Annotated in this window: 15 protein-coding genes; 4 read left to right on the forward strand and 11 right to left on the reverse strand. The window is 36.8% G+C overall.

Translation table 11 applies throughout. From position 1 onward, the window contains the following. Nucleotides 1–111 precede the first annotated feature (111 nt). A complete protein-coding gene (locus WG904_RS13580; protein WP_339579866.1) occupies nucleotides 112–1,677 on the forward strand; it encodes a hypothetical protein in 1,566 nt (521 codons plus the stop codon). Nucleotides 1,678–1,878: 201 nt separating this feature from the next. On the opposite strand, the gene tsaB is transcribed toward WG904_RS13580, so the two are convergent. The 7 genes from tsaB to WG904_RS13615 form a co-directional block, all read right to left on the reverse strand. Then, complete coding sequence (gene tsaB / locus WG904_RS13585; protein ID WP_339579867.1) at nucleotides 1,879–2,565, reverse strand: tRNA (adenosine(37)-N6)-threonylcarbamoyltransferase complex dimerization subunit type 1 TsaB; 687 nt, start codon at nucleotides 2,563–2,565, stop codon at nucleotides 1,879–1,881. A 92-nt stretch (nucleotides 2,566–2,657) separates the two neighbouring features. Continuing rightward, entirely contained in the window at nucleotides 2,658–2,888 is a 231-nt protein-coding gene (gene yidD, locus WG904_RS13590; protein ID WP_339579868.1) for a membrane protein insertion efficiency factor YidD, read from the reverse strand. Further along, complete coding sequence (gene rnpA / locus WG904_RS13595) at nucleotides 2,875–3,270, reverse strand: ribonuclease P protein component (protein ID WP_339579869.1); 396 nt, start codon at nucleotides 3,268–3,270, stop codon at nucleotides 2,875–2,877. Before rnpA ends, yidD begins: the two co-directional genes overlap by 14 nt. 50 nt (nucleotides 3,271–3,320) lie before the next feature. Beyond that, nucleotides 3,321–3,479: a 50S ribosomal protein L34 gene (rpmH, locus tag WG904_RS13600; protein ID WP_055133745.1), complete on the reverse strand. Its 159-nt coding sequence runs from the start codon at nucleotides 3,477–3,479 to the stop codon at nucleotides 3,321–3,323. 181 nt (nucleotides 3,480–3,660) lie between these two features. Beyond that, entirely contained in the window at nucleotides 3,661–4,395 is a 735-nt protein-coding gene (locus tag WG904_RS13605; RefSeq protein ID WP_339579870.1) for a LytR/AlgR family response regulator transcription factor, read from the reverse strand. Nucleotides 4,396–4,471: 76 nt separating this feature from the next. Next, on the reverse strand, nucleotides 4,472–5,518 hold the full coding sequence (locus tag WG904_RS13610) for a sensor histidine kinase (RefSeq protein WP_339579871.1): 1,047 nt from the start codon (nucleotides 5,516–5,518) through the stop codon (nucleotides 4,472–4,474). A gap of 18 nt (nucleotides 5,519–5,536) precedes the next feature. Further along, complete coding sequence (locus WG904_RS13615; protein ID WP_339579872.1) at nucleotides 5,537–6,328, reverse strand: LiaF transmembrane domain-containing protein; 792 nt, start codon at nucleotides 6,326–6,328, stop codon at nucleotides 5,537–5,539. Between the two features lie 246 nt (nucleotides 6,329–6,574). On the opposite strand from WG904_RS13615, the gene WG904_RS13620 reads away from it, so the two are divergent. Together WG904_RS13620 and WG904_RS13625 are read left to right on the forward strand one after the other, a co-directional pair. Further along, on the forward strand, nucleotides 6,575–8,836 hold the full coding sequence (locus WG904_RS13620; protein WP_339579873.1) for a S9 family peptidase: 2,262 nt from the start codon (nucleotides 6,575–6,577) through the stop codon (nucleotides 8,834–8,836). Between the two features lie 40 nt (nucleotides 8,837–8,876). Continuing rightward, on the forward strand, nucleotides 8,877–9,755 hold the full coding sequence (locus WG904_RS13625; RefSeq protein WP_339579874.1) for a ChaN family lipoprotein: 879 nt from the start codon (nucleotides 8,877–8,879) through the stop codon (nucleotides 9,753–9,755). A gap of 96 nt (nucleotides 9,756–9,851) precedes the next feature. Here WG904_RS13625 and mscL read toward each other — a convergent pair whose 3' ends face one another. After that, nucleotides 9,852–10,280 (reverse strand): large conductance mechanosensitive channel protein MscL, encoded by a 429-nt coding sequence (gene mscL, locus WG904_RS13630; RefSeq protein ID WP_339579875.1) that lies wholly within the window; start codon nucleotides 10,278–10,280, stop codon nucleotides 9,852–9,854. Between the two features lie 182 nt (nucleotides 10,281–10,462). Between mscL and rpoN the strand changes: the two genes are divergently transcribed. Then, nucleotides 10,463–11,938, forward strand: coding sequence for an RNA polymerase factor sigma-54 (gene rpoN, locus WG904_RS13635; protein ID WP_339579876.1), 1,476 nt, complete (start codon nucleotides 10,463–10,465; stop codon nucleotides 11,936–11,938). A gap of 69 nt (nucleotides 11,939–12,007) precedes the next feature. Here the strand turns inward: rpoN and WG904_RS13640 are convergent, their stop codons facing one another. Genes WG904_RS13640 through WG904_RS13650 form a run of 3 tightly spaced genes read right to left on the reverse strand, consistent with a single transcriptional unit; the run spans nucleotide 12,008 to nucleotide 19,217 of the window. Continuing rightward, nucleotides 12,008–13,015 (reverse strand): PorP/SprF family type IX secretion system membrane protein, encoded by a 1,008-nt coding sequence (locus tag WG904_RS13640; protein ID WP_339579877.1) that lies wholly within the window; start codon nucleotides 13,013–13,015, stop codon nucleotides 12,008–12,010. 1 nt (nucleotide 13,016) lies between these two features. Then, complete coding sequence (locus tag WG904_RS13645) at nucleotides 13,017–16,589, reverse strand: PKD domain-containing protein (RefSeq protein ID WP_339579878.1); 3,573 nt, start codon at nucleotides 16,587–16,589, stop codon at nucleotides 13,017–13,019. After that, nucleotides 16,590–19,217, reverse strand: a complete 2,628-nt coding sequence (locus WG904_RS13650) for a T9SS type B sorting domain-containing protein (RefSeq protein WP_339579879.1) — start codon at nucleotides 19,215–19,217, stop codon at nucleotides 16,590–16,592. Between the last annotated feature and the right edge of the window lie 441 nt (nucleotides 19,218–19,658).

Genomic DNA, 19,658 nt, shown 5'->3' on the forward strand with positions numbered 1-19,658 from the left:
AAATGCAAGTATAAACTCGGCTAATCTCAACTATTAAATTAAATTTGCAAATATGCAATGAACCGTCCATTGCAAGGAACATCTGACCACTAAAACAAAAATTATAAACAGATGAAAAAAATTATAATTACAATGGTGGTACTGCTCATAGCGATGATCGTTATGGTATATCTCTATTTTTCTAATCTTAACAATAGTACGCGTGCAAACGACCTTTCAATAAACACCGTATCGGCCAATGCTGGCGTAGTATTTAGCTTCGACCACGATAAGAGTTTTTATGAAATTTTAAGTGGACAAGAATTATTTCAATATGCATTAGGGAAAACAAAATCCGACCAATTAAAGGCAATAAAAAAGCAGCTGATTGAACAAGAATTCACAACTTTTTTGGAAGAGCAAAAGATTTACATCGGATTTATTCCAGGACCAAGCAATCAAGTTGGCTATTTAATCTGCACTCAACTTAAAGAAGCAGTAAACCTAAACCAATTTTTAAGCCGTTATCTTCCAAAACGTATTAAAACTACCCAGCTAAAAGATGTAGTAAAGCTTACATTTTCAGATAGTGTTGCAGTTTATCTGGGCATAAAAGATAACCTTTTGGTCTTATCTGATGAAAGTGATCAGGTGCAAAAAATTATGAGTAACGATCTGGCTAAAACTTCAGATTTTGCAAATTATATTAAAGCAAATACAGGAATAACCAAAAATAGTTTAGCCAATCTTTATCTAAATTTCAATGCCTTGCCTTCCATTCTAAAAAACATCCTGAATAGTTCGTTAAATGGCGAATTGGATATATTTAATCAACACGATACTTACGCAACATTGAATTACAATTTTAGCAGCGAAAAATTATTATTTAACGGAACTACAAAATTGGGCAATGGAAACAGCTATTATAAATTATTTGACAAGTTAACAGACCAAAAATTAACAATCAACAACCTCTTACCAAAAACCACCGCTAATTACACCATTTATGCAATTTCTGATTATCAAAACTGGCTCGAAAGCTTATCGAAATGGTTAATTGAACAGAAGGGAAATGAGCGGGTTTTAAAGAATGAAGAATTGATTGCTAAAAAATATGGCTTAGACCTCAAGAAAATTTTCCCAAATTATTTTAAAAATCAATTTGTAACCTTTCAATTAGCCAGTGGAGAAAAATTTGGTGGAATTTCTTTAAGTAATGGAGAGAAGGTTGGTCAGCTTTTATTAGAGTTAAGTGCGGAGTATGCTCCAGATATTAAAATTTTTAGGGAAGCCGGCATACCGTATAGGTATTTTGGCGCACCGTTTAAAAAATTTGAAAAGCCTTTTTATACGATCATCGACAATTATTTAGTGATGGCTAATCATGCGAGTAGTATACAATTTTTTCTGAATAGTTATAGAACAAATGCGCTACTTATAAACGATGAGAATTATCAGCGTTTTAACGATCAATTATCAGCTGCAACGCTATCTTTTTACATTAATAACAAAAATTCGAATACCATTTTTGGAAGAAATTTAAAAGCACCCTACTATAAACACTACCAGTCAAAAAATGGATTACGAGAATTTGATGCTTTTTCGTACCAATTATCTGGCGATAAGGGGAAGTTTTTGAGTAATGTTTTGTTGGCTAAGAAACAAGAGAAAGTGACTATAGATTCACTAAAAAATTAAATTACCCACTGGCTTTGCATTCGTATTTAACACATTAACACAGAGATGCCGAGAATTCCACAGAGAACATAGAGGGTTTAGGTAAACACCACCCAATTTTGCGCCCTTCGTGGCCTTTGCGGTTAAAAAATTTAGCTCCGTACACTCGGTGAAAACTCATTCTCTCTGTGTTAAAAACCCACACAACTTTGCGGTTAAAAATTATCCCTTTTTCTTCGGAACCGTAAAAACAAAATCTTTCAAATAAAAAGGTTCAAAATACGCTACATCTTCAAAATTTTTACTGGTAAATGCTACATTTGCCAGTAAAGTCATGTTCGAAGCAGAATTATAGTTTGTAGTTAAAAATTTAGCATTTTTGTGCTGGATAGTTGAACTGCATTTTTCGGCACCGTTACCAATAAATGCCATTTCATATGTATCTAAAAGCGCTAAAAAACTCGAGTCATCGATTATTTTGGCATTAGTTGCTTCAACCTCCATTAAGTTATAATCAAAAATTGCTGTAAATACCTCCATTCGCCTAGCATCAATCATTGGGCAAATCAATCCTTTATAATCTGGTTGTTCAGCCAAAAAACCTGCTGCTATCATGCTTAACGTATTAATTCCAATTAGGGGCTTATCTAAAGCAAAACAAAGTCCTTTCGCTGTAGACACCCCTATGCGTAAACCCGTATACGATCCTGGTCCCTTGCTCACTGCAATAGCATCGAGATCACTGAATTTAATTCCAGCTTGTTCCATCACGTCATTTATGAATAAGGTGAGTTTAGAAGCATGAATATTTTGTGCAGTTTCTTCTTTTAAGGCTACTGTTTTTCCGTTTATGGATAAGGCAACTGAACAAACAGGAGTAGCAGTTTCGAGTTGAAGTATAGTAGGCATAGGGCAAATATAAGAAGAAAGTCTGGAGTCCGAAGTCTTAAGTCCAAAGTCTAATCTACAGAAAAAAATATACTCAAGACTGATGACTCGATCTAAGGAACAGGATCATGGCCATGCCTACCCCACGGATGGCAACTCCCGATGCGTTTTAAGGTAAGCCACCCTCCTTTAAAAGGTCCATGTTTTTTAATAGCCTCTACACCATACTGAGAACAGGTTGGAGTAAATCTGCAGCTTGCTCCCAACAATGGCGAAAGCAACAGCTGATACAGTCTAATAATGCCCAAAAAGAGCCAAGAAAACATAAGTTTAATGAAGTTCATTGGGATTGATTTGACTAATTAATTTCTTGAAAGCTAAATCTAATTTCTTTTCGAAAAAATCGTAATCATATTTTTCCTTACCAATAAACTGTAAAGAAAGTAAAAGTAAGGTTGTATGCTGGTGTAAGTGCAAATAAAGGAGTGTTTCTTTTTGCAAACGATAGGCCTCTCTAGTTCTACGTTTTATAAGATTGCGATCTACCGCCCGTTTGAAACGCTTTTTGGCTACATTAATCACCACTTGGACAGGGTATTGATGAGGCTCATCAACAAACAAGTAGGTAATGCGAAAGGGATAAACTAAAAAAGAAGAACCGCTTTTAAATAGTAAGTCGAGAGACTTTTTACTACATAACCGTTCTTCTTTCTTGAATGTGTTCATGTTTTTGATTGCTATTGGGCAGCTATATTTTGGCTGCTAACAACCAAAAATTATGCTTTATGACGACGCTCGTCAGAAACTGATAATCTTTTTCTTCCTTTTGCACGGCGAGAAGCTAATACTCTTCTACCGTTTGCTGTAGCCATTCTTTCGCGGAAGCCATGCTTGTTTCTTCTCTTTCTTTGCGAAGGTTGGAATGTTCTTTTCATAACTGTATAATATCTTAACTAGAGTTTTTTAATAAGAGGTGCAAATATAACCTGATTTTTTTATAAATGCAAGGAAGGGGAAGAATTATTTTTTTGCTTTGCGGTTGATTACACAGAATAGATTATTCTTTACCTGATGTTATGCATCCAGACACGCAACCCATAACCCGAAACTCGCAACTTATAATCCAAGCGAAGCTTTTAACTTAATGTATCCTGTTTTACTCACTGGTAGCCAAATGCCCGATTTTAGCAGCACCACATAGCTATCTTTTTCTTTTAGCTCTATTTTAGTAACCTGAGCCATATTAATAATATAGGAACGGTGAATACGGATAAATTGTGCCGAGTCTAAGGTTTGTTCAAAAAAGCTCATGGTTTTGTTCTTATGAAACACACCTTCAGTGGTATTTAACTTTACATAATCATCATCAGCTTCGATGTAATTTAATTCACTTACCGGGATAATTTTAATAACTCCGCTAGTTTTAACCACTATCCTATTGTTTTGCGCTGGTGATAGGGAAGCAGTTTCCAATAAATCATTGCTTGTTTCTTCTTTTGCCAATTTCGAAGGCAATTTCTGCATCGCTTGGTCGAAACGGTTTTTTTCGATGGGTTTTAATAGGTAATCTACAGCATTTACTTCAAAAGCTTTGATCGCATATTCGTCGAAAGCAGTCGTAAAGATTACCGCTGGGTGCTTTTCTACCAACTCAAGCATTTCGAAACCACTAATTTTTGGCATTTGAATATCCAGAAAAACAAAATCAGGCTTATGCAAAGCAATTGCCTTTAATCCCTCAAAACCATCGCTACACTCGGCCACAACCTCTATATCTGGATAGTCTTTGAGATAATGCTTAACAACATCCCTCGCTAGGGCCTCATCATCAATTAGTATCGTTCTTATCATCTTTCATTGGTTATTGTTATTTTTAATGGTAATGAAGCTATCATGAGTAGATCATTTAAATTTATCAATGGCATCCTCATGATGGTTTCTGTGGAATTTTAAGCGTTGTAATATACAAATTATCATTTTGAGTTTCAGTCTGCAAGAGATTGCTGTCGGCAAATAACAGGTATAATCTCCTACGGATTGCGGAAAGTCCAAATCCCGTACCCTTACTCGCTTTCATCTCTGGGTCGTAAGGATTAGCTACACAGATAACCAACGAATTGCTTTCTAACTTTACTCGAATGGTGATGGTGATGGCAGCAGAAGTATTATACAATCCAAATTTGATTGCATTTTCTACAATTGGTTGTAATAATGTGCCAGGCAAGCATAAGCCTAGTGTTTCTTCATCAATTTGCACATCAAGGGTTAAACGGTGACTAAATCGTACTTTTTCGATATCTAAATACAGTTGGATGTATTCCATTTCTTCGGCAACATTTACCCATACCTCATCATCACGTTTTAAAGTACCCCTTAAAAAGGAAGCCAACTTCGTAATCATTGTTCCCGCTTCGGTAGGATTTACAATGGTAAGCGCATATACCGAATTTAAACTATTGAATAAGAAATGAGGCTGCAATTGGTGCCTTAATTTATTTAATTCTGCTTCCTTTGCTAAGTTTTGGGTAGCCAATAATCGACCTTGCATTTCTGATTGCTCTTCTAGTCGATACCACAATATATTTGCCAAAGCACACCAAGCAAGACATAAAAAAATAACAATCGCCTTAAAAGGAAAAGTAGCTGCTAAAAATACTTGGTACGCTTTCTGATTAGTAAAGAGATAATTTAACGCATAATCTGTTAAAAAAACAACAATAAAAGTTAATACAGCGGTGAGCAATAAAAGCGAAAACATCCTTTCGTTTTTAGGTTGATAATAGCCTAGCATATTGCTCAGTATAATACAAGCAATGGCCAATATCCCATTATTAATGAGACTATCAGCCAAAGCAATTTGCCAATTAAAATCTGCAACATCGAAAATTAAATAGGCATATATGCCTACCCAACAAAGCAAGATAATGCTTGATACGAGCTTAATTTGTCTAACCGATAACGGAGTTGTCGTCAAAATCCTATCCTTATAATCTTAGTAGTTTCTAATATCTACCCCACCAAACATCGCTATTCCTTTAATAATTAATAATCTAGGCTTCCCATCGGTAATGGGCTGAATGCTTCTTTTATCGTCTAATCCACCAAAAATCGCAGTTACTTCCGATTTTACTTCCCATCCGGCAGGAATGATGATTTTAGCACCTCCAAATATTGCAGTAACATCAATCACAATTTCGCCTTCAAAATCGGCCTGTGTTAAATTCACATCACATCCACCAAACACAGCTGTAATTTCGCCACCTTTAAAGTTCTTTGAGTAAATGGTTTGATGGCTACCTCCAAAAACATTTACCGAATCTAAATAGTCGTTACTGCTCGTTTTTTTTTGCTCGGTTGAAGAAGAACTGCTCTCTGTGGTATCTGCTTCTGTATATGGGGTAAACGGTTCGGGTTGATTAAATTGTTTCCATCTCGCTTTATGGCGAAAACCCGTTTTTGGTTTAAATAGAATATAGAGCCCTAGAATAACCAAGATGCTCGGGAATATAATTTTACCAAAGTTAATACCATTCCCAAAAGCTTCTTTCAGGGTAAAAATCGACCCTATTAACACCAATATAAACCAAGCGCTATTTCTGAAATTATGTTTAACGCCAATAAATAACCCAATGATGATTAATAGGTTGCTCCAGTGCATTACCCAACTTGGCAAGTCGAAACCAAAATTATCTATCAATATAAGCGACCCTATTAAAACGATTATCAAACCAGCTAAAACTTTACCCTTTTGGTAATCCAGCTCTTTATTTCTATAATTTTCCATGTCTTTATTGTTTTGTTATTCAAATGTACCACTAACCTAAGCCCTAGCCTATAGCGTATTGCTATGTAGAAGCCAATTCTCGGTAAAAGCCATTAATTAATCGGTAAAATAATTACATTTTCTTTACCTAGCAAAATGCAATTGCATAATTGCCATTCAAAATGCTCAATTTAGTATATAATTGGTTAATTATTGTTCGTTAAAATTTAACTATAAATAGTATTCTTGGTTGTTTAAACTATCGTTATGAATGTAAAGCTACTTTTATTATTCTTTATTTTATCTTTCTCTTTAACTAGTTATGGTCAAGGAAAAATAGAAGACTATCAACGTGCCGAGTCTTTAAATGGTGCTATTCAAAATAAAATCCTGTATTCACCCACCCTTTTCAAATGGCTTACTACCAAGCAAGCTTATTTTTATTCCGTTTTAACGGAAAGAGGTACTGAATACCGAACCATAGCGATAAAAGGTTTCACAAAAAATGAATCCTTCGACCAACAGAAGTTGGCCCAAAAACTGACGGATTTGTTCAACAAACCCTTCCATGCTTACCAACTCCCCCTTTCTAGGTTAACCCTAAATAACGATGGCACTACGCTCGAGTTTAATTATGACAATAAAATGTGGAGCTGCGATTTGGCTACCTACGCGTTAAAAGAGATTAAAAATTTAGCCTATCCTTCCTCTCCCAGCTATTGGGGCGACCAAGAAAATGATCAACAAAATCGCAAAACGAAATCACCCGATGGCAGGTGGACTGCTTTTATCAGAAATTTCAATGTTTACATCCAATCTACCTCAGAAAAAAGCGAAGCTATACCATTGACTTTTGATGGAGCTGAAGGAGAATATTATAGCGACTATATCTCCTGGTCTCCAGATTCAAAAAAAATAGCCACTAATAAAGTACGCCCAAATAAACCCCATTTAATTTATTTTGTCGAATCATCGCCAACCACCCAGCTGCAGCCCATCTTACACTCGCGAAATTATTTAAAGCCTGGTGATGCTTTGCCCCAAATGCAACCCTCATTGTTCTTAATCGACACGAAAAAGCAAATCAAAATAGATCAAAGTAGTATTCAATCTCAATATAGTTTAACCAATTTAACATGGAGAAAGGATAGCCGGGCATTTACTTTCGAATATAACCAGCGTGGCCATCAAAAATATAGCGTACTTGAAGTAGACGTAACAGGAGCAATTACTGCACTTGTTAACGAAGAAAGTAAAACGTTTATCAGCTATAGCGGTAAAAAATTTCGTTATGATATCAACGATGGAAAAGAAATGATTTGGGCCTCGGAAAGAGATGGGTGGAACCATTTATACCTCTATGGAAATGATGGAAAGGTAAAAAATCAGATTACAACCGGAAATTGGGTGGTTCGAAATGTAATTTTTGTAAACGAAAACGATCGTTCTTTAATCTTTGAAGGCAGCGGGATGGAAAAAGATCAAGACCCTTATTTTATCCAATACTATAAGATTAATTTCGACGGCAGTGGATTGGTTAAATTAACTTCCGAAAATGGAAATCATAAAGCTACATTTTCAAGTGATTATCAGACGTTCATAGACACCTATTCAACAATAGAAAAGCCTCAAATTACCCTATTAAGAGACGGTAAAACAGGCAAAATAATAAAGGTTATCGAAGAAGGAAACATAAAGCCTCTATTGAGCACAGGATGGAAATTACCTGAAATATTTACAGCAAAAGGAAGAGACGGTAAAACCGATATTTGGGGAATGATTATTCGTCCGAGTAATTTCGATCCAGCTAAAAAATATCCAGTTATTGAGTATATCTATGCTGGTCCGCACGATTCTTTTGTACCGAAAAGTTTTGTAAACGACTCAAGAGGGTCATTGCACGAATTGGCCGAATTGGGCTTTATTGTAGTGCAATGCGATGGGATGGGCACTTCTAATCGCTCAAAAGCTTTTCATAATGTGGCATGGAAGAATTTAAAAGATGGAGGTTTTCCCGATCGAATAGCTTGGATAAAAGCTGCAGCAAAAAAATACAGTTATATGGATCTTTCAAAAGTGGGCATTTTCGGGAATTCAGCGGGTGGTCAAAGCTCATTAGGGGCCTTATTATTTCACCCAGATTTCTATAAAGTTGCCGTTTCTTCTTCAGGCTGCCACGATAACCGTATGGATAAAATGTGGTGGAACGAGCAATGGATGGGCTATCCAATTGGAAAAGAATATGCAGAATCATCTAACGTAGACAATGCCTACAAACTACAAGGGAAATTATTATTGATATTGGGCGAGTTGGATGACAATGTAGACCCAGCCTCAACCATGCAGGTAATTAATCAATTAATTAAGGCGAATAAGAATTTTGATTTCCTTATGGTGCCCGGCATGAAGCATTCTTTAGGAGGCGATTATGGCGAACATAAACGAAGAGATTTCTTTGTGAAAAATTTATTAAATATCGATCCCCCCGAATGGACTTGGAAAAGCAATATTACCATCCCCAAGCCTTAATTGGTTATTAATTGCTATTTTAGTGCTTTAAACAAATTTTATGAATCTAAGAACCTCCATTATTTTTGGGCTCCTGCTTTGGCCAATGTTAAGCATAGCGCAAGATATCACTAAACACTATAAAGTTTATGATGTTAAAAATGCAAAAATCAGCACTATTGACGCTATTATTAGTGATGTAAATGCTGCGAATGTGCTTTTCTTTGGTGAAGAGCACAACGATTCGATTGGTCATTACCTAGAAGCCGAGATCTTTAAGAAAATGAGTATTGCATTTCCCAGCAAAATAGCTTTAACTATGGAAATGTTTCATACCGATGTGCAACCTATAATTAACGAATATTTGAAAGGCATAATTTCAGAGAAAAATTTTATCAAAGAAGCGCGGGCTTGGAATAATTACAAAGATTATAAACCCATGATCGAATTCGCTAAAAACAACGGACTGGATGTGATTGGGGGAAATGCCGCAGCACGTTATAGCAATGCCGTTACACGTGGTGGATTAGAACTATTAAATCAACTACCCGAAAATTCAAAGGCCTTTTTTGCGCCTTTACCTATCGATACGGCTATTGGGCGATATTACGATAAGTTTATTGAAACCCTTGGTGGGCATAACATGGGCGGAATGAAAGTCTATCAAACACAGAGCTTTTGGGATGCAACCATGGCCTGGTCTATCGCTAACTATGTGAAAAAGAACAAAGATAAAAAGATTTTTCAGGTAAATGGGCGCTTTCATAGCGACGAAAAGCTAGGTACTTTAGCTAAACTAAAAAGGTATGCTCCTAAACTTAAAATTATAAATATTTCGTGTTTCTCTGCCGAGGATTTTGAAAATCCAGATTGGAGTAGGTATAAGCAACTAGGAGACTATGTAATCGTTACGGATCCGAAACTGAAAAGGACTTTTTAGTGGCGGTATAGTCATTTCGAACGTAGCGTAGCGAGGAGAAATCTATTGAGCATCTCTATAGATCTCTCCTATCGTCGAGATGACGAATTAAGCATATTATTTCTTCAATAAATCCCTGATCTCTGTTAACAATACTTGTTCTTTTGTAGGTGCAGGTGGCATTGATGGGGCTGCTGCTTCTTTACGTTTAAGAGAGTTAATTCCTTTAACTAAGATAAATACAACTAATGCCAACAATATAAAATTGATTGCCACAGTTAAAAAATTCCCATATGCAAAAATAGCACTATTTGGAATTTCCCTAGCTTTTTCTAGCTCCATGCCATTTGGCACTTCGCCCTTTAAAACGACGTATAGTTTACTGAAATCTGGCTGACCAATAATTACCGAAACAACTGGCATCACTAAGTCCTTTACTACACTATCAATAATCTTACCAAATGCAGCTCCGATAATTACACCCACAGCAAGATCCATTACATTCCCTTTTACAGCGAACTCTTTAAATTCTTTAACAAAACCCATATTTTTTTCTTTACAGTTAACTAAATAAAAGTACCTATTCTTACATAAAAGTAAAAAACTTTCTGAAAATACAAACGATACTTAAGGCATATCTTAACTAAATTATAAGATTAGCACTTAAATTGTTAAATTATCTAAAAGCAAATGCTTATTTTTGAGTTCGTAAAATTTCTTCTGCCAAAATGCTAAAACAACATTTACAACAAAAACTACTTCAAAAGTTATCGCCTCAGCAAATACAATTTATAAAGCTGCTACAGGTGCCAACTGTTGCTTTAGATACCCGCATAAAAGAAGAACTTGAAGATAACCCCGCTTTGGAAGATCCTAGTTTGATGACCAGCGAGGAGCCGATTAATGAATACGATGATTTAAACGACTCTGCAGATGATTTTAATCAAGAAGCAAAAGATGAAGCCAGTAGCGATGAGTTTAATGTAGAAGATTATCTGCAAGACGATAATACCAACGATTATGGCAATTCGTACAACAATAGCGACGACGATGAAGATAAGAAAGAAACGCCAATTGCAATCGAAAGTACATTTTTCGAAAGCTTACAACAACAACTCGATCTTGTTCCATTGTCCGACAGCGATTTTATCGTTGGCAAACAAATTATCGGAAGTTTAGACGATGATGGCTATTTACGTCGCCCAATAACCTCAATGATTGATGATTTGGCCTTTTCACAAAACGTAATGGTAGAAGAGGAAGAGGTTCTCGATATGTTAAAGGTGATTCAGGCCTTTGATCCTCCTGGAATTGCCGCACGCGATTTACAAGAGTGTTTGTCGTTACAGTTAAAACGTAAAGACCTTAATAATCCGATCATTAAGAAGGCGATAGCTATAGTAGAGCATCATTTAGAGGAGTTTACACGTAAGCATTACGATAAATTAGAAAAGTCTGTTGGCCTAAACAGCGAAGAATTAAAAGAAGTCGTCGCAGAAATTTTACGCCTAAACCCAAAACCTGGTGATTCTAATCAAGTAACCACAAAACAACTCCAAATCATTCCCGATTTTCATATCAGCAATAACGATGGCGTATTAATTTTAACCCTAAATTCGAAAAATGCGCCTGAATTAAGAGTTAGCCGCTCTTACATGGATATGTTCGATCATTATGATAAAGCTTCCCAAAAAGATAAAAAATTAAAAGAAGCCGTTCAATTTGTAAAACAAAAATTAGATTCTGCAAAATGGTTTATCGATGCCATTAAGCAAAGACAACAAACTTTGCTTAAAACGATGAATGCCATTATGCATTATCAATACGAATATTTTTTAACGGCCGACGAGCGCAAAATGCGCCCAATGATACTAAAAGATATCGCCGACAAAATTGGAATGGATATTTCTACCGTTTCGAGGGTGGCAAATTCTAAATACGTGCAAACCGAATTTGGCACATTCTTATTAAAATCGTTCTTCTCTGAAGCAATTCAAACCGAAAATGGAGAAGAAGTTTCGAATAAAGAAGTGAAAAAAATATTGGAAGACTGTATTGGTAATGAGGATAAACGCAAGCCTTTAGCGGATGAAAAATTAACCGAAATCTTGAAAGAAAGAGGGTATAACATTGCAAGGAGAACCGTAGCTAAATATCGCGAACAAATGAATATTCCAGTAGCAAGATTAAGGAAAGAACTGTAGTTTTTTAGGCTAGCATTCAACCCGTAAACCGATCCAAACATCAAACCAACCAAACACCTAACCACCCAACTACCACATCCTCATATTACTCACTGCTTGATAAACATTATTCAATTGAATACCCAAAACAATTTCGTGACTTCCAGAACTTACTTTATTTAATTCCGAAGTAGTAAAATCGTACGAATAGGTTAAATTAATTAATTTGCTGAAATTAAATCCGGCCAATGCAGAATACGAGTCTTTTTCACGATAACTGCCCCCAACCCAAAAACGATCTCTAAAACTCACTTTTAAATTCGCATCAAGTGATGTTGAAGTGGGCCTTACATATTTAACCATTATTGAGGGGATAGCAGAAATGGTATCGTCTATCGTTAATTTATAACCTACAGTTGCAAATCCATGGGGTACAATTTTACCTTGATCGTAGCTTACATCATTTGTGAATGCTAAACGCTGTGGCAAAATTTGCTGTACCGAAACTCCTGCAAAAAAACGAGCACCGTACAACCACAGTCCCGCAGCAAGATCGGGTTTATATTGCGATACAATGGTATTATTAAGTGCTGGATCTAATGGGTTTTCTAAGGTAAGATCAAGAACATTTAAACCAAAGCGCGTTACCCCAGCAGCAACACCCACAGATAAATTTAAGGTTCCACCCAATTGCAAGTGATAAGCATAGGTTACATTAGCATCTAATCTTGTTAACGGACCAGCTTTATCTAACATCACTATTGCCCCTACTCCATGGTGTGCAGGTGATGCGGTATAATTTTGCATATAATTATCGCTCATCGGATCTTGTCCCTTTTCGGGTAACGATAGTGGATTTTTCCAAAGATACTCACCACCTAGCGCCCAATGTATAGAAGCAAAGGTAGTTTCAGGCGATCCATCAATACCTGCCCACTGTTTCCTAAAACCAGCTTTAAAATCCGTATAATTTTCTATCCCACTTAAGGCTGGATTTAATAGAAAATTATTAAAAATGTATTGTGTATACTGTGGCCTTTGTTGTGCAAAAACCTGCAAACTTGCAAATACAATTACGATGAAGAGATATCTTCTCAATTTATCTAATTAAAGTTAATGGTCCAGTAACCGTTTTTCTTCCACTTTTTGGAGCGATAATATAGTAATAAACTCCGACAGGTAAAGGCTTATTATGAAAATTGCCATCAAATGGAACTTTGTATCCCTTACTTTCAAAAACTTTCTGCCCTGCTCTATTAAATATCTCGACCGTGTTATCTGGATACGAATCTAACAATAAAATATTCCAAACGTCATTTATTCCATCACCATTTGGAGTAAATGATGTTGGGGGATGCACTTCGCCCAAAACTTTGATGAAGATCTTGCTTTGAACTGTGCATCCTTCATCTGTACTTACAGTTAACGTATATTCGGTATCTTCTTCTGGTGAAGCTATAGGGCTAAGTACATCATCGTGATCCAAACCTATAGCAGGTGTCCATTTGTAAGTTACATTTTTTCCGCTTGCCTTGGCTGGAATTTTATACTGTCCACCAGAAAGAATGTAAACGGATGGACTGGCATCTGCTAATGGTGATTCAAAAACCATCATGTCTTGCTTTAGGGTAGAGTCGCATCCATTTGCACCGGTAAATGTATAGGTAATGGTATGAATACCTGGTCCGGCAAGCTTCGGATCAAACGTACCATCAGTTGCCATGGCCTTTCCACTGTACACCCCTATACCGTTTAGTCCCGATTGTTCTTGGCCTTGATGTAACTTCACAATACCATCATTTTCACAAACCGGCGTTAACGGCATAAAACTAATTTGGGGCGAAGGCTTAATCGTAACTGGCTTATTGATTTGATTGCTGCAGGTTGCACCCGAATACACTATTAATTGGAAATTGTAAACTTTATCGACATTCCCGCCGAACGAAGGGATGGTAAAGGTGTAGAGCTTATCAGGCAAAGGTTCTTCGTCGCTCAACACTTTTACGCCATCCATGTACCATTCTAGGCGACTAATACTTCCAATAACTACTTTTGAAGTATTTTTTAGAACGAGCTCTTTATTGCTACAAAAAGTGGCATTAACAACCTCGAAATTAGCTACCGGACTCGAATCATTTACGGTAAAATCTTTCTGCAGTGATACCGTACAACCATTTGTATTTTTAATCGTTAAGATCACTTTATAGGTACCTGCAGAAGTATACAAATGATTGCCCTCTATCGCATTCGATGTGTTTTGTGCTCCAGAAGCCGGATCACCAAAATCCCATAAATAACTTGTTAACCCCGTAATGCTTTTATCGTAATCTGTTGACAGATTTTTAAATATTGCGATACCATCTTTGGCACAAACCTCGGGTAATATAAAATCATTAATGGGTAAATCGGTAATGTTGAGAGTCTTTTGAAGGATTAAGCTCTTGCAACCTGAATTGCTTTTTGCTAGTAAACTTACGGTATAAGTACCAGCAGTTGTATAACTATGAACAGGGTTCTGTTGTAAAGAAGTCGTATTGTCACCAAAATCCCACAACCATTCAGTAATCTTAGCGCCCGCTCCGACGGTAGATTTATCTTCGAAAGCAATGGCTGTATTTATGCAACTATTAACGGTATTCGAAGTTAGGGTAATTCCATTAAATATCGTATTAAAGGCGGCTAGAGGTTGCGGACCAATCACGATATCAGTGCTTACCACATCAGAATAGCAACCATTGTCGGCACCAACAGTAAGCGTTACTTTAAAGGTTTTCGTAGCCGTTACCGCATACACATGAACTGGATTTTGTAAATCGACGATCGGAGAACCATCACCAAAATCCCAAAGCCAATGGGTAAGTACCTTACCCGAAACATTCGATGCACTTGAAGCAGCACTAAAGGTTATTTGTTCTGTGGCACATCCACTTGCAGCCACTGAAATTGCGGCCGTTGGCAAAGGATCTACCGTAAAATCGACACTTAACTCTTCAGTGGCCCCACAATTATCGGCTGAGGGTTTTGTGGCAATCACTTTAAAGGTATAATCGTTCGGTGTGATATATACAATAGGCTTAGGGTACACAAAAGTATAATAAACTATTCCGTTTCGGGTTAAGTTTCCAATAGGAGTTGGATTTGGTTCAGAAATTACACTATCACCATTTTGAACATCCCATTCTAACTTTGTAGGCATATAAGGGAGGTTAATTTTTAAATTAATAGGCAATCCAACACATCCATTAGTTACACTTTGTGCTGTACCTACAAGTTCGGGTTGAAAGGTAAAATCTTGAATATTTGCCCCTGCTAAATAAGCATATGACTCTACATTTCCATAGCCATAGGCAATAGCCGAGAAGCCCCCGCTCGCCGTTAATCGATGCTGGGGTTGCGAATTCGTAACGTCGATAATCCGATAGCTATATTCGCTATCAATTGGTATGAAACCACCTACTGGATTTCCATCTAGTCGAAACGAGGCCGCATCGATTGTTTTAATAACGACATTGATAAAAAATTTGGTAATCTGAGTAGGTACACCTTCTAATTTCGAGTAAACCGTAATGTTATTCAAGGTTTGTTCTACTGGATTTAAGACCGTAATTTCTGGGTCGCCGGGAAATGTTGTTGCTCCCGAATTTATATTGGTAGGATTATTAAGATTACAGGTTTGTGAAGTCTGATACTGTGCAACTGAAATCGGGCTAGACGCTTCGATTACACTAGCCATTTTCGAGGAAAAAGTAATAATAGAGCCTTTAGCATAGGGATTAGTTAAGGGAGTTCCATTTGCACTGGCCTGGCTTCCATCTACAGTAATAAATGTATTGTCTTCAGAAACAATAATCCGTAAAATATCAGTACTTCCATTTGTTGTATTGTAAAAAGGGGCAGTAACAAATTTCCTTCCCCATGAAGATACTGGAAATAATTGCTGATAAAGATTATCGCCCCCACTTGGGTTTCTTGTATTCCCAACTTCACAAAAAGAGGCCCAAGTATTCCCAGAAAAAACGGCGATAGGCTTACACCCATTAATTGATTTAACATAACTACCAGATAAATCATCAATAGATTGATATTGATAGATTTCCCCTTTATTTAGGGTAATCACAAAAGGTACATTTGCCTGATGTTTACCATTCCGTTCTACCTTTGTTGGTGTAATTTCTACATTTGTCGCATCTTCTGTTGCAACAATGTTGAATTCTGCAAAATTTGCCGTTGTCGAACTTTGATAACTATAGGTATAATACTCTTTACCGAGGGTATTTGTTGGCAGAACCATACTCCCACCTGTACGTGCAGCATTTGAAATTACACTGTACAAGGAAATTGGTTTTGTAGTTACAACATGTATAGCCCTATTCTGCTCAATAACATCTGAACCAGCAATATAAACATTAACTGTATTGGGGTCGATAATTACAGGCAAACAGGTATTTGCTGTAATTGAACCACTTGAAACCTGAACAACACCTACAAATACCTGATAAGTAGTAGCCTGATCAGCCGATAAGAATAGGGTTAATCGAGAAGCGAGTGCATCGATATGCCCACTGTAGGCAACATAAAAATCTTTCCCTTTGTTAGATGTATTTTGCGCCGATAGCTTTTGTACAAATGCCAAAATAACAAATAATAGGATTAGCGCAACTCTCTTTATCATTTATCTGATAATCGTTAATGAGCCAGAAATTGTTCGTCGGCCGTTATTCGGACTAATCCGATAATAATACACCCCTACAGGAAGTAGCTTGTTTTGAAAGGTACCATCGAAAGGGTTTAGGTAGCCTTTACTGTAATACACTTTTTGACCTGCCCTATTAAATACAGTTATTTCTGCCGCAGGATAAGAATCTAGAGACGCAATGTTCCAAACATCGTTTATTCCATCGCCATTTGGGCTAAATGAATTTGGTGGACTTAACTGATCCAAAACCTTAACTAATACCTGCTGTGAAACATCACAGTAGCCATCAATAGAAACGGTTAATGTATATTCCGTATCCTTCTCAGGAGAGGCAATAGGATTGATAATACTATCATCACTCAAACCTATTGAAGGTGTCCATTTGTATTTATAATTATAGGTGGCATTCGGGGTATTAATACCTGCTGGGATCTTTTTTTCTCCACCAGCAAGAATATAAACTGTTTTAGGTACATCAATTACCGTTGTTGCATATACTTCAATATCTTGCGAAACCGAATCAATGCAGCCCGCTACAGAAGCAAAAACATAGGTGATTTTATGGATGCCTACGCCGGCAACCGATGGAGTAAATATACCCGACTGCGTTACCCCTTTGCCTTTAAATGTCTTTGTGGCAGCAATTAATCCCATTTTTTCGTTTACCACAAACTGAAAAGGAGGATCTTTAAAACAAACCGGTTCTAGCGCATTAAATTCTAGTTTTGGAAAATCTTTAACTACGGTAAAAGTCTGCACATACTCATCAGACCAACACCCGGCTGCATTGGCAACCGAAAGTTTAACTGTATGCACTCCACGGGTAAATACATGAATAGGATCTTTATCTGTTTTTATCGTTCCATCAAAACTCCATTTCCATTCGGTAATCGAATTGCCCGTAATGTTACTGTTGTCTTTAAATACCGTTTGCGCCCCAGCACAAATCTCCGGAACATCGAAATGTGCATTACCAAGGGGAACAACTTCAACTTCGAAGTTAAATTCTAAATCGCCACTGCCTTCAAAACAAGGAGGTACATCATCTGGAAATAAGGTAGCCAAAGCAGTAATGATTTGTGATCCATTTATTGAAAATACTTTTTTTACAGGAGAAGTATAGGTAAATAATTTTGTACCTACATTGTCTAAAGATTCAACAGGTGGGGCTAATGTGTTATCAATAAAGCTAGTTCCATCTGAAAAATTCCATTTAATTGATTTTAAACGGTAGGGAACGGTAAGTGTAGGGTTGGTAGGCTGACCTAAGCATGCCGCTGATGAACTTCTTAACCCGCTAGATAAATTCAACAATGATATCGTGCTTGTAGAATACAAATTGGTTCCGGCAGAATAGGCATATGATTCGGTTCTTCCAAAACCATAGGCAATAGCATTAAACCCGTCGTCTGCCGTTAAAGTTAAGGTTTCTTCGGTAACTGAAATTTGAGCAAAAGAATAGGTTGGGTCTGATGGCATAGTAGTCCAAGAAATACCAGATGTTGTGCCATTAAGTCGAAATGTGCTCGTTTTGTTCGACTTCATAAATACATTTATGTATTTTTCTAATATTAAATTCCGATTTGAGGCAAAAACGGTAATATTTTTTATATTAAACTCGATTGGATTTAAAAGTACCATCTCTGGATCGCCTTGTAATTGTGTTCCTGCCGTTGAAGAACATCCTTCAGTTAAGGAATACTGTGCTACACTAATTAATTTATCAGCACTCACAATTGCTGGATCAACTAATATTGTGCTTTCATAATATTCACCCTTATTTTTTGTGGCAATGGTACTGCCATTCATTTTTATATTCGTATTGTCTTCTTGCGCCAGTACCCTAAAAATATAACTCCGGTTCTTAAAGGGAACTATTCCATAATTTTTCCCCCAGCTATTTACTGAATAGAGTTGCTGTAGTAATGGATCACTTGACATACCACATGGTCCAATGGTGATGGTAGTAGCTCCCGAAAATGCCGCAAATCGTTTACATAAAGATTTGCTTTGATCAATTTCAACAAATGTTCCTGTTAAATCCTCCTTACTAGTCGAAATAAACTCGTATACATCGCCCGCTTTAGCTAAATTGATCGGTATAGTTGTACCGTCGTTCTTATGCAGAATTAAATCTGTATCGTCTTCCACCGCAATTAAGACCAAATAATTCTGCCCAGAAGTTCCCCCTCCCGATTGCGTGTAATTCATAGAAAAATACTTTTGCCCTAAAGATTCTCTTGGAAGTATTAAAGTGGCGGCCGATCGATTTGAGGCGTAAACATGACTATAAGCCACAACTTTAGGCATCCCAGGTTCAACAACGATGTGTATTGCACGATTAGTTAACAGAATATTTCCTTCTGCATAGTCTATATAAGACTGTTGCCGATCTATCTCAAAAATCTCAATAGTATTGGCCTTAATATCTCTGGTTTCTGAATAAGCCCCACAACTTACGGTTACTCGAGAATTGTTTCTTGAAGTAACATTCACATTCATAGTGGCCAAGTTATTTCCACTCGGATCATGCGTTGGAAAGACGGTCCAAAAATCAGTTCCTTCATTAGAAACAGTTTGAGCATATGCATTTAGCCCAAACATGGTTAGTCCAACAAAAAAAAGACAAAAACATATTTTCTTGAGTAGCATCTCTCTTGATTTCAAATTGATACCGAATCTAGTCTTTTTATTGTTAACTAAAGACCATTCTCCACAAAAAGAAAGAACCTTTAACCGAAACCCCAACTTGGAGAAAAAAATAGGATTTATAGATAAAGATGCAATAAGTTAATAGACTGTATTTAAGGCTTTTCTTCGTAGTAAGAAACCTCCTAAACTAGCTATGATGGCCATGAAAACAAGTGTATAGGTATCAAGAGGGCACGTGAACAGATTAAAAGTTCGTCTCTTACCACTTATGGAATAATTCTTCTTATCTGTTTGACTTCCACTACCATCATAGATGGCGTAACAATTTGTATTAGAAGAGGTTGCGATAGTGTAATATTGACCACCACCTGAACATTGCGCTAAAGGAACGTA

The organism is Pedobacter anseongensis, assembly GCF_037482965.1.
In the GTDB taxonomy this organism is placed as follows: Bacteria; Bacteroidota; Bacteroidia; order Sphingobacteriales; family Sphingobacteriaceae; genus Pedobacter; species Pedobacter anseongensis.

Excerpts from the sequence above, each read along its gene's own strand:
- WG904_RS13650 (WP_339579879.1), bottom strand. The coding sequence starts at position 19,217 with ATGTTTGGGCTAAATGCATATGCTCAAACTGTTTCTAATGAAGGAACT.
- tsaB (WP_339579867.1), bottom strand. The coding sequence starts at position 2,565 with ATGCCTACTATACTTCAACTCGAAACTGCTACTCCTGTTTGTTCAGTT.
- yidD (WP_339579868.1), bottom strand. The coding sequence starts at position 2,888 with ATGAACTTCATTAAACTTATGTTTTCTTGGCTCTTTTTGGGCATTATT.
- WG904_RS13580 (WP_339579866.1), top strand. The coding sequence starts at position 112 with ATGAAAAAAATTATAATTACAATGGTGGTACTGCTCATAGCGATGATC.
- WG904_RS13645 (WP_339579878.1), bottom strand. The coding sequence starts at position 16,589 with ATGATAAAGAGAGTTGCGCTAATCCTATTATTTGTTATTTTGGCATTT.
- WG904_RS13620 (WP_339579873.1), top strand. The coding sequence starts at position 6,575 with ATGAATGTAAAGCTACTTTTATTATTCTTTATTTTATCTTTCTCTTTA.
- rpmH (WP_055133745.1), bottom strand. The coding sequence starts at position 3,479 with ATGAAAAGAACATTCCAACCTTCGCAAAGAAAGAGAAGAAACAAGCAT.
- WG904_RS13625 (WP_339579874.1), top strand. The coding sequence starts at position 8,877 with ATGAATCTAAGAACCTCCATTATTTTTGGGCTCCTGCTTTGGCCAATG.
- mscL (WP_339579875.1), bottom strand. The coding sequence starts at position 10,280 with ATGGGTTTTGTTAAAGAATTTAAAGAGTTCGCTGTAAAAGGGAATGTA.
- rnpA (WP_339579869.1), bottom strand. The coding sequence starts at position 3,270 with ATGAACACATTCAAGAAAGAAGAACGGTTATGTAGTAAAAAGTCTCTC.
- rpoN (WP_339579876.1), top strand. The coding sequence starts at position 10,463 with ATGCTAAAACAACATTTACAACAAAAACTACTTCAAAAGTTATCGCCT.
- WG904_RS13615 (WP_339579872.1), bottom strand. The coding sequence starts at position 6,328 with ATGGAAAATTATAGAAATAAAGAGCTGGATTACCAAAAGGGTAAAGTT.
- WG904_RS13605 (WP_339579870.1), bottom strand. The coding sequence starts at position 4,395 with ATGATAAGAACGATACTAATTGATGATGAGGCCCTAGCGAGGGATGTT.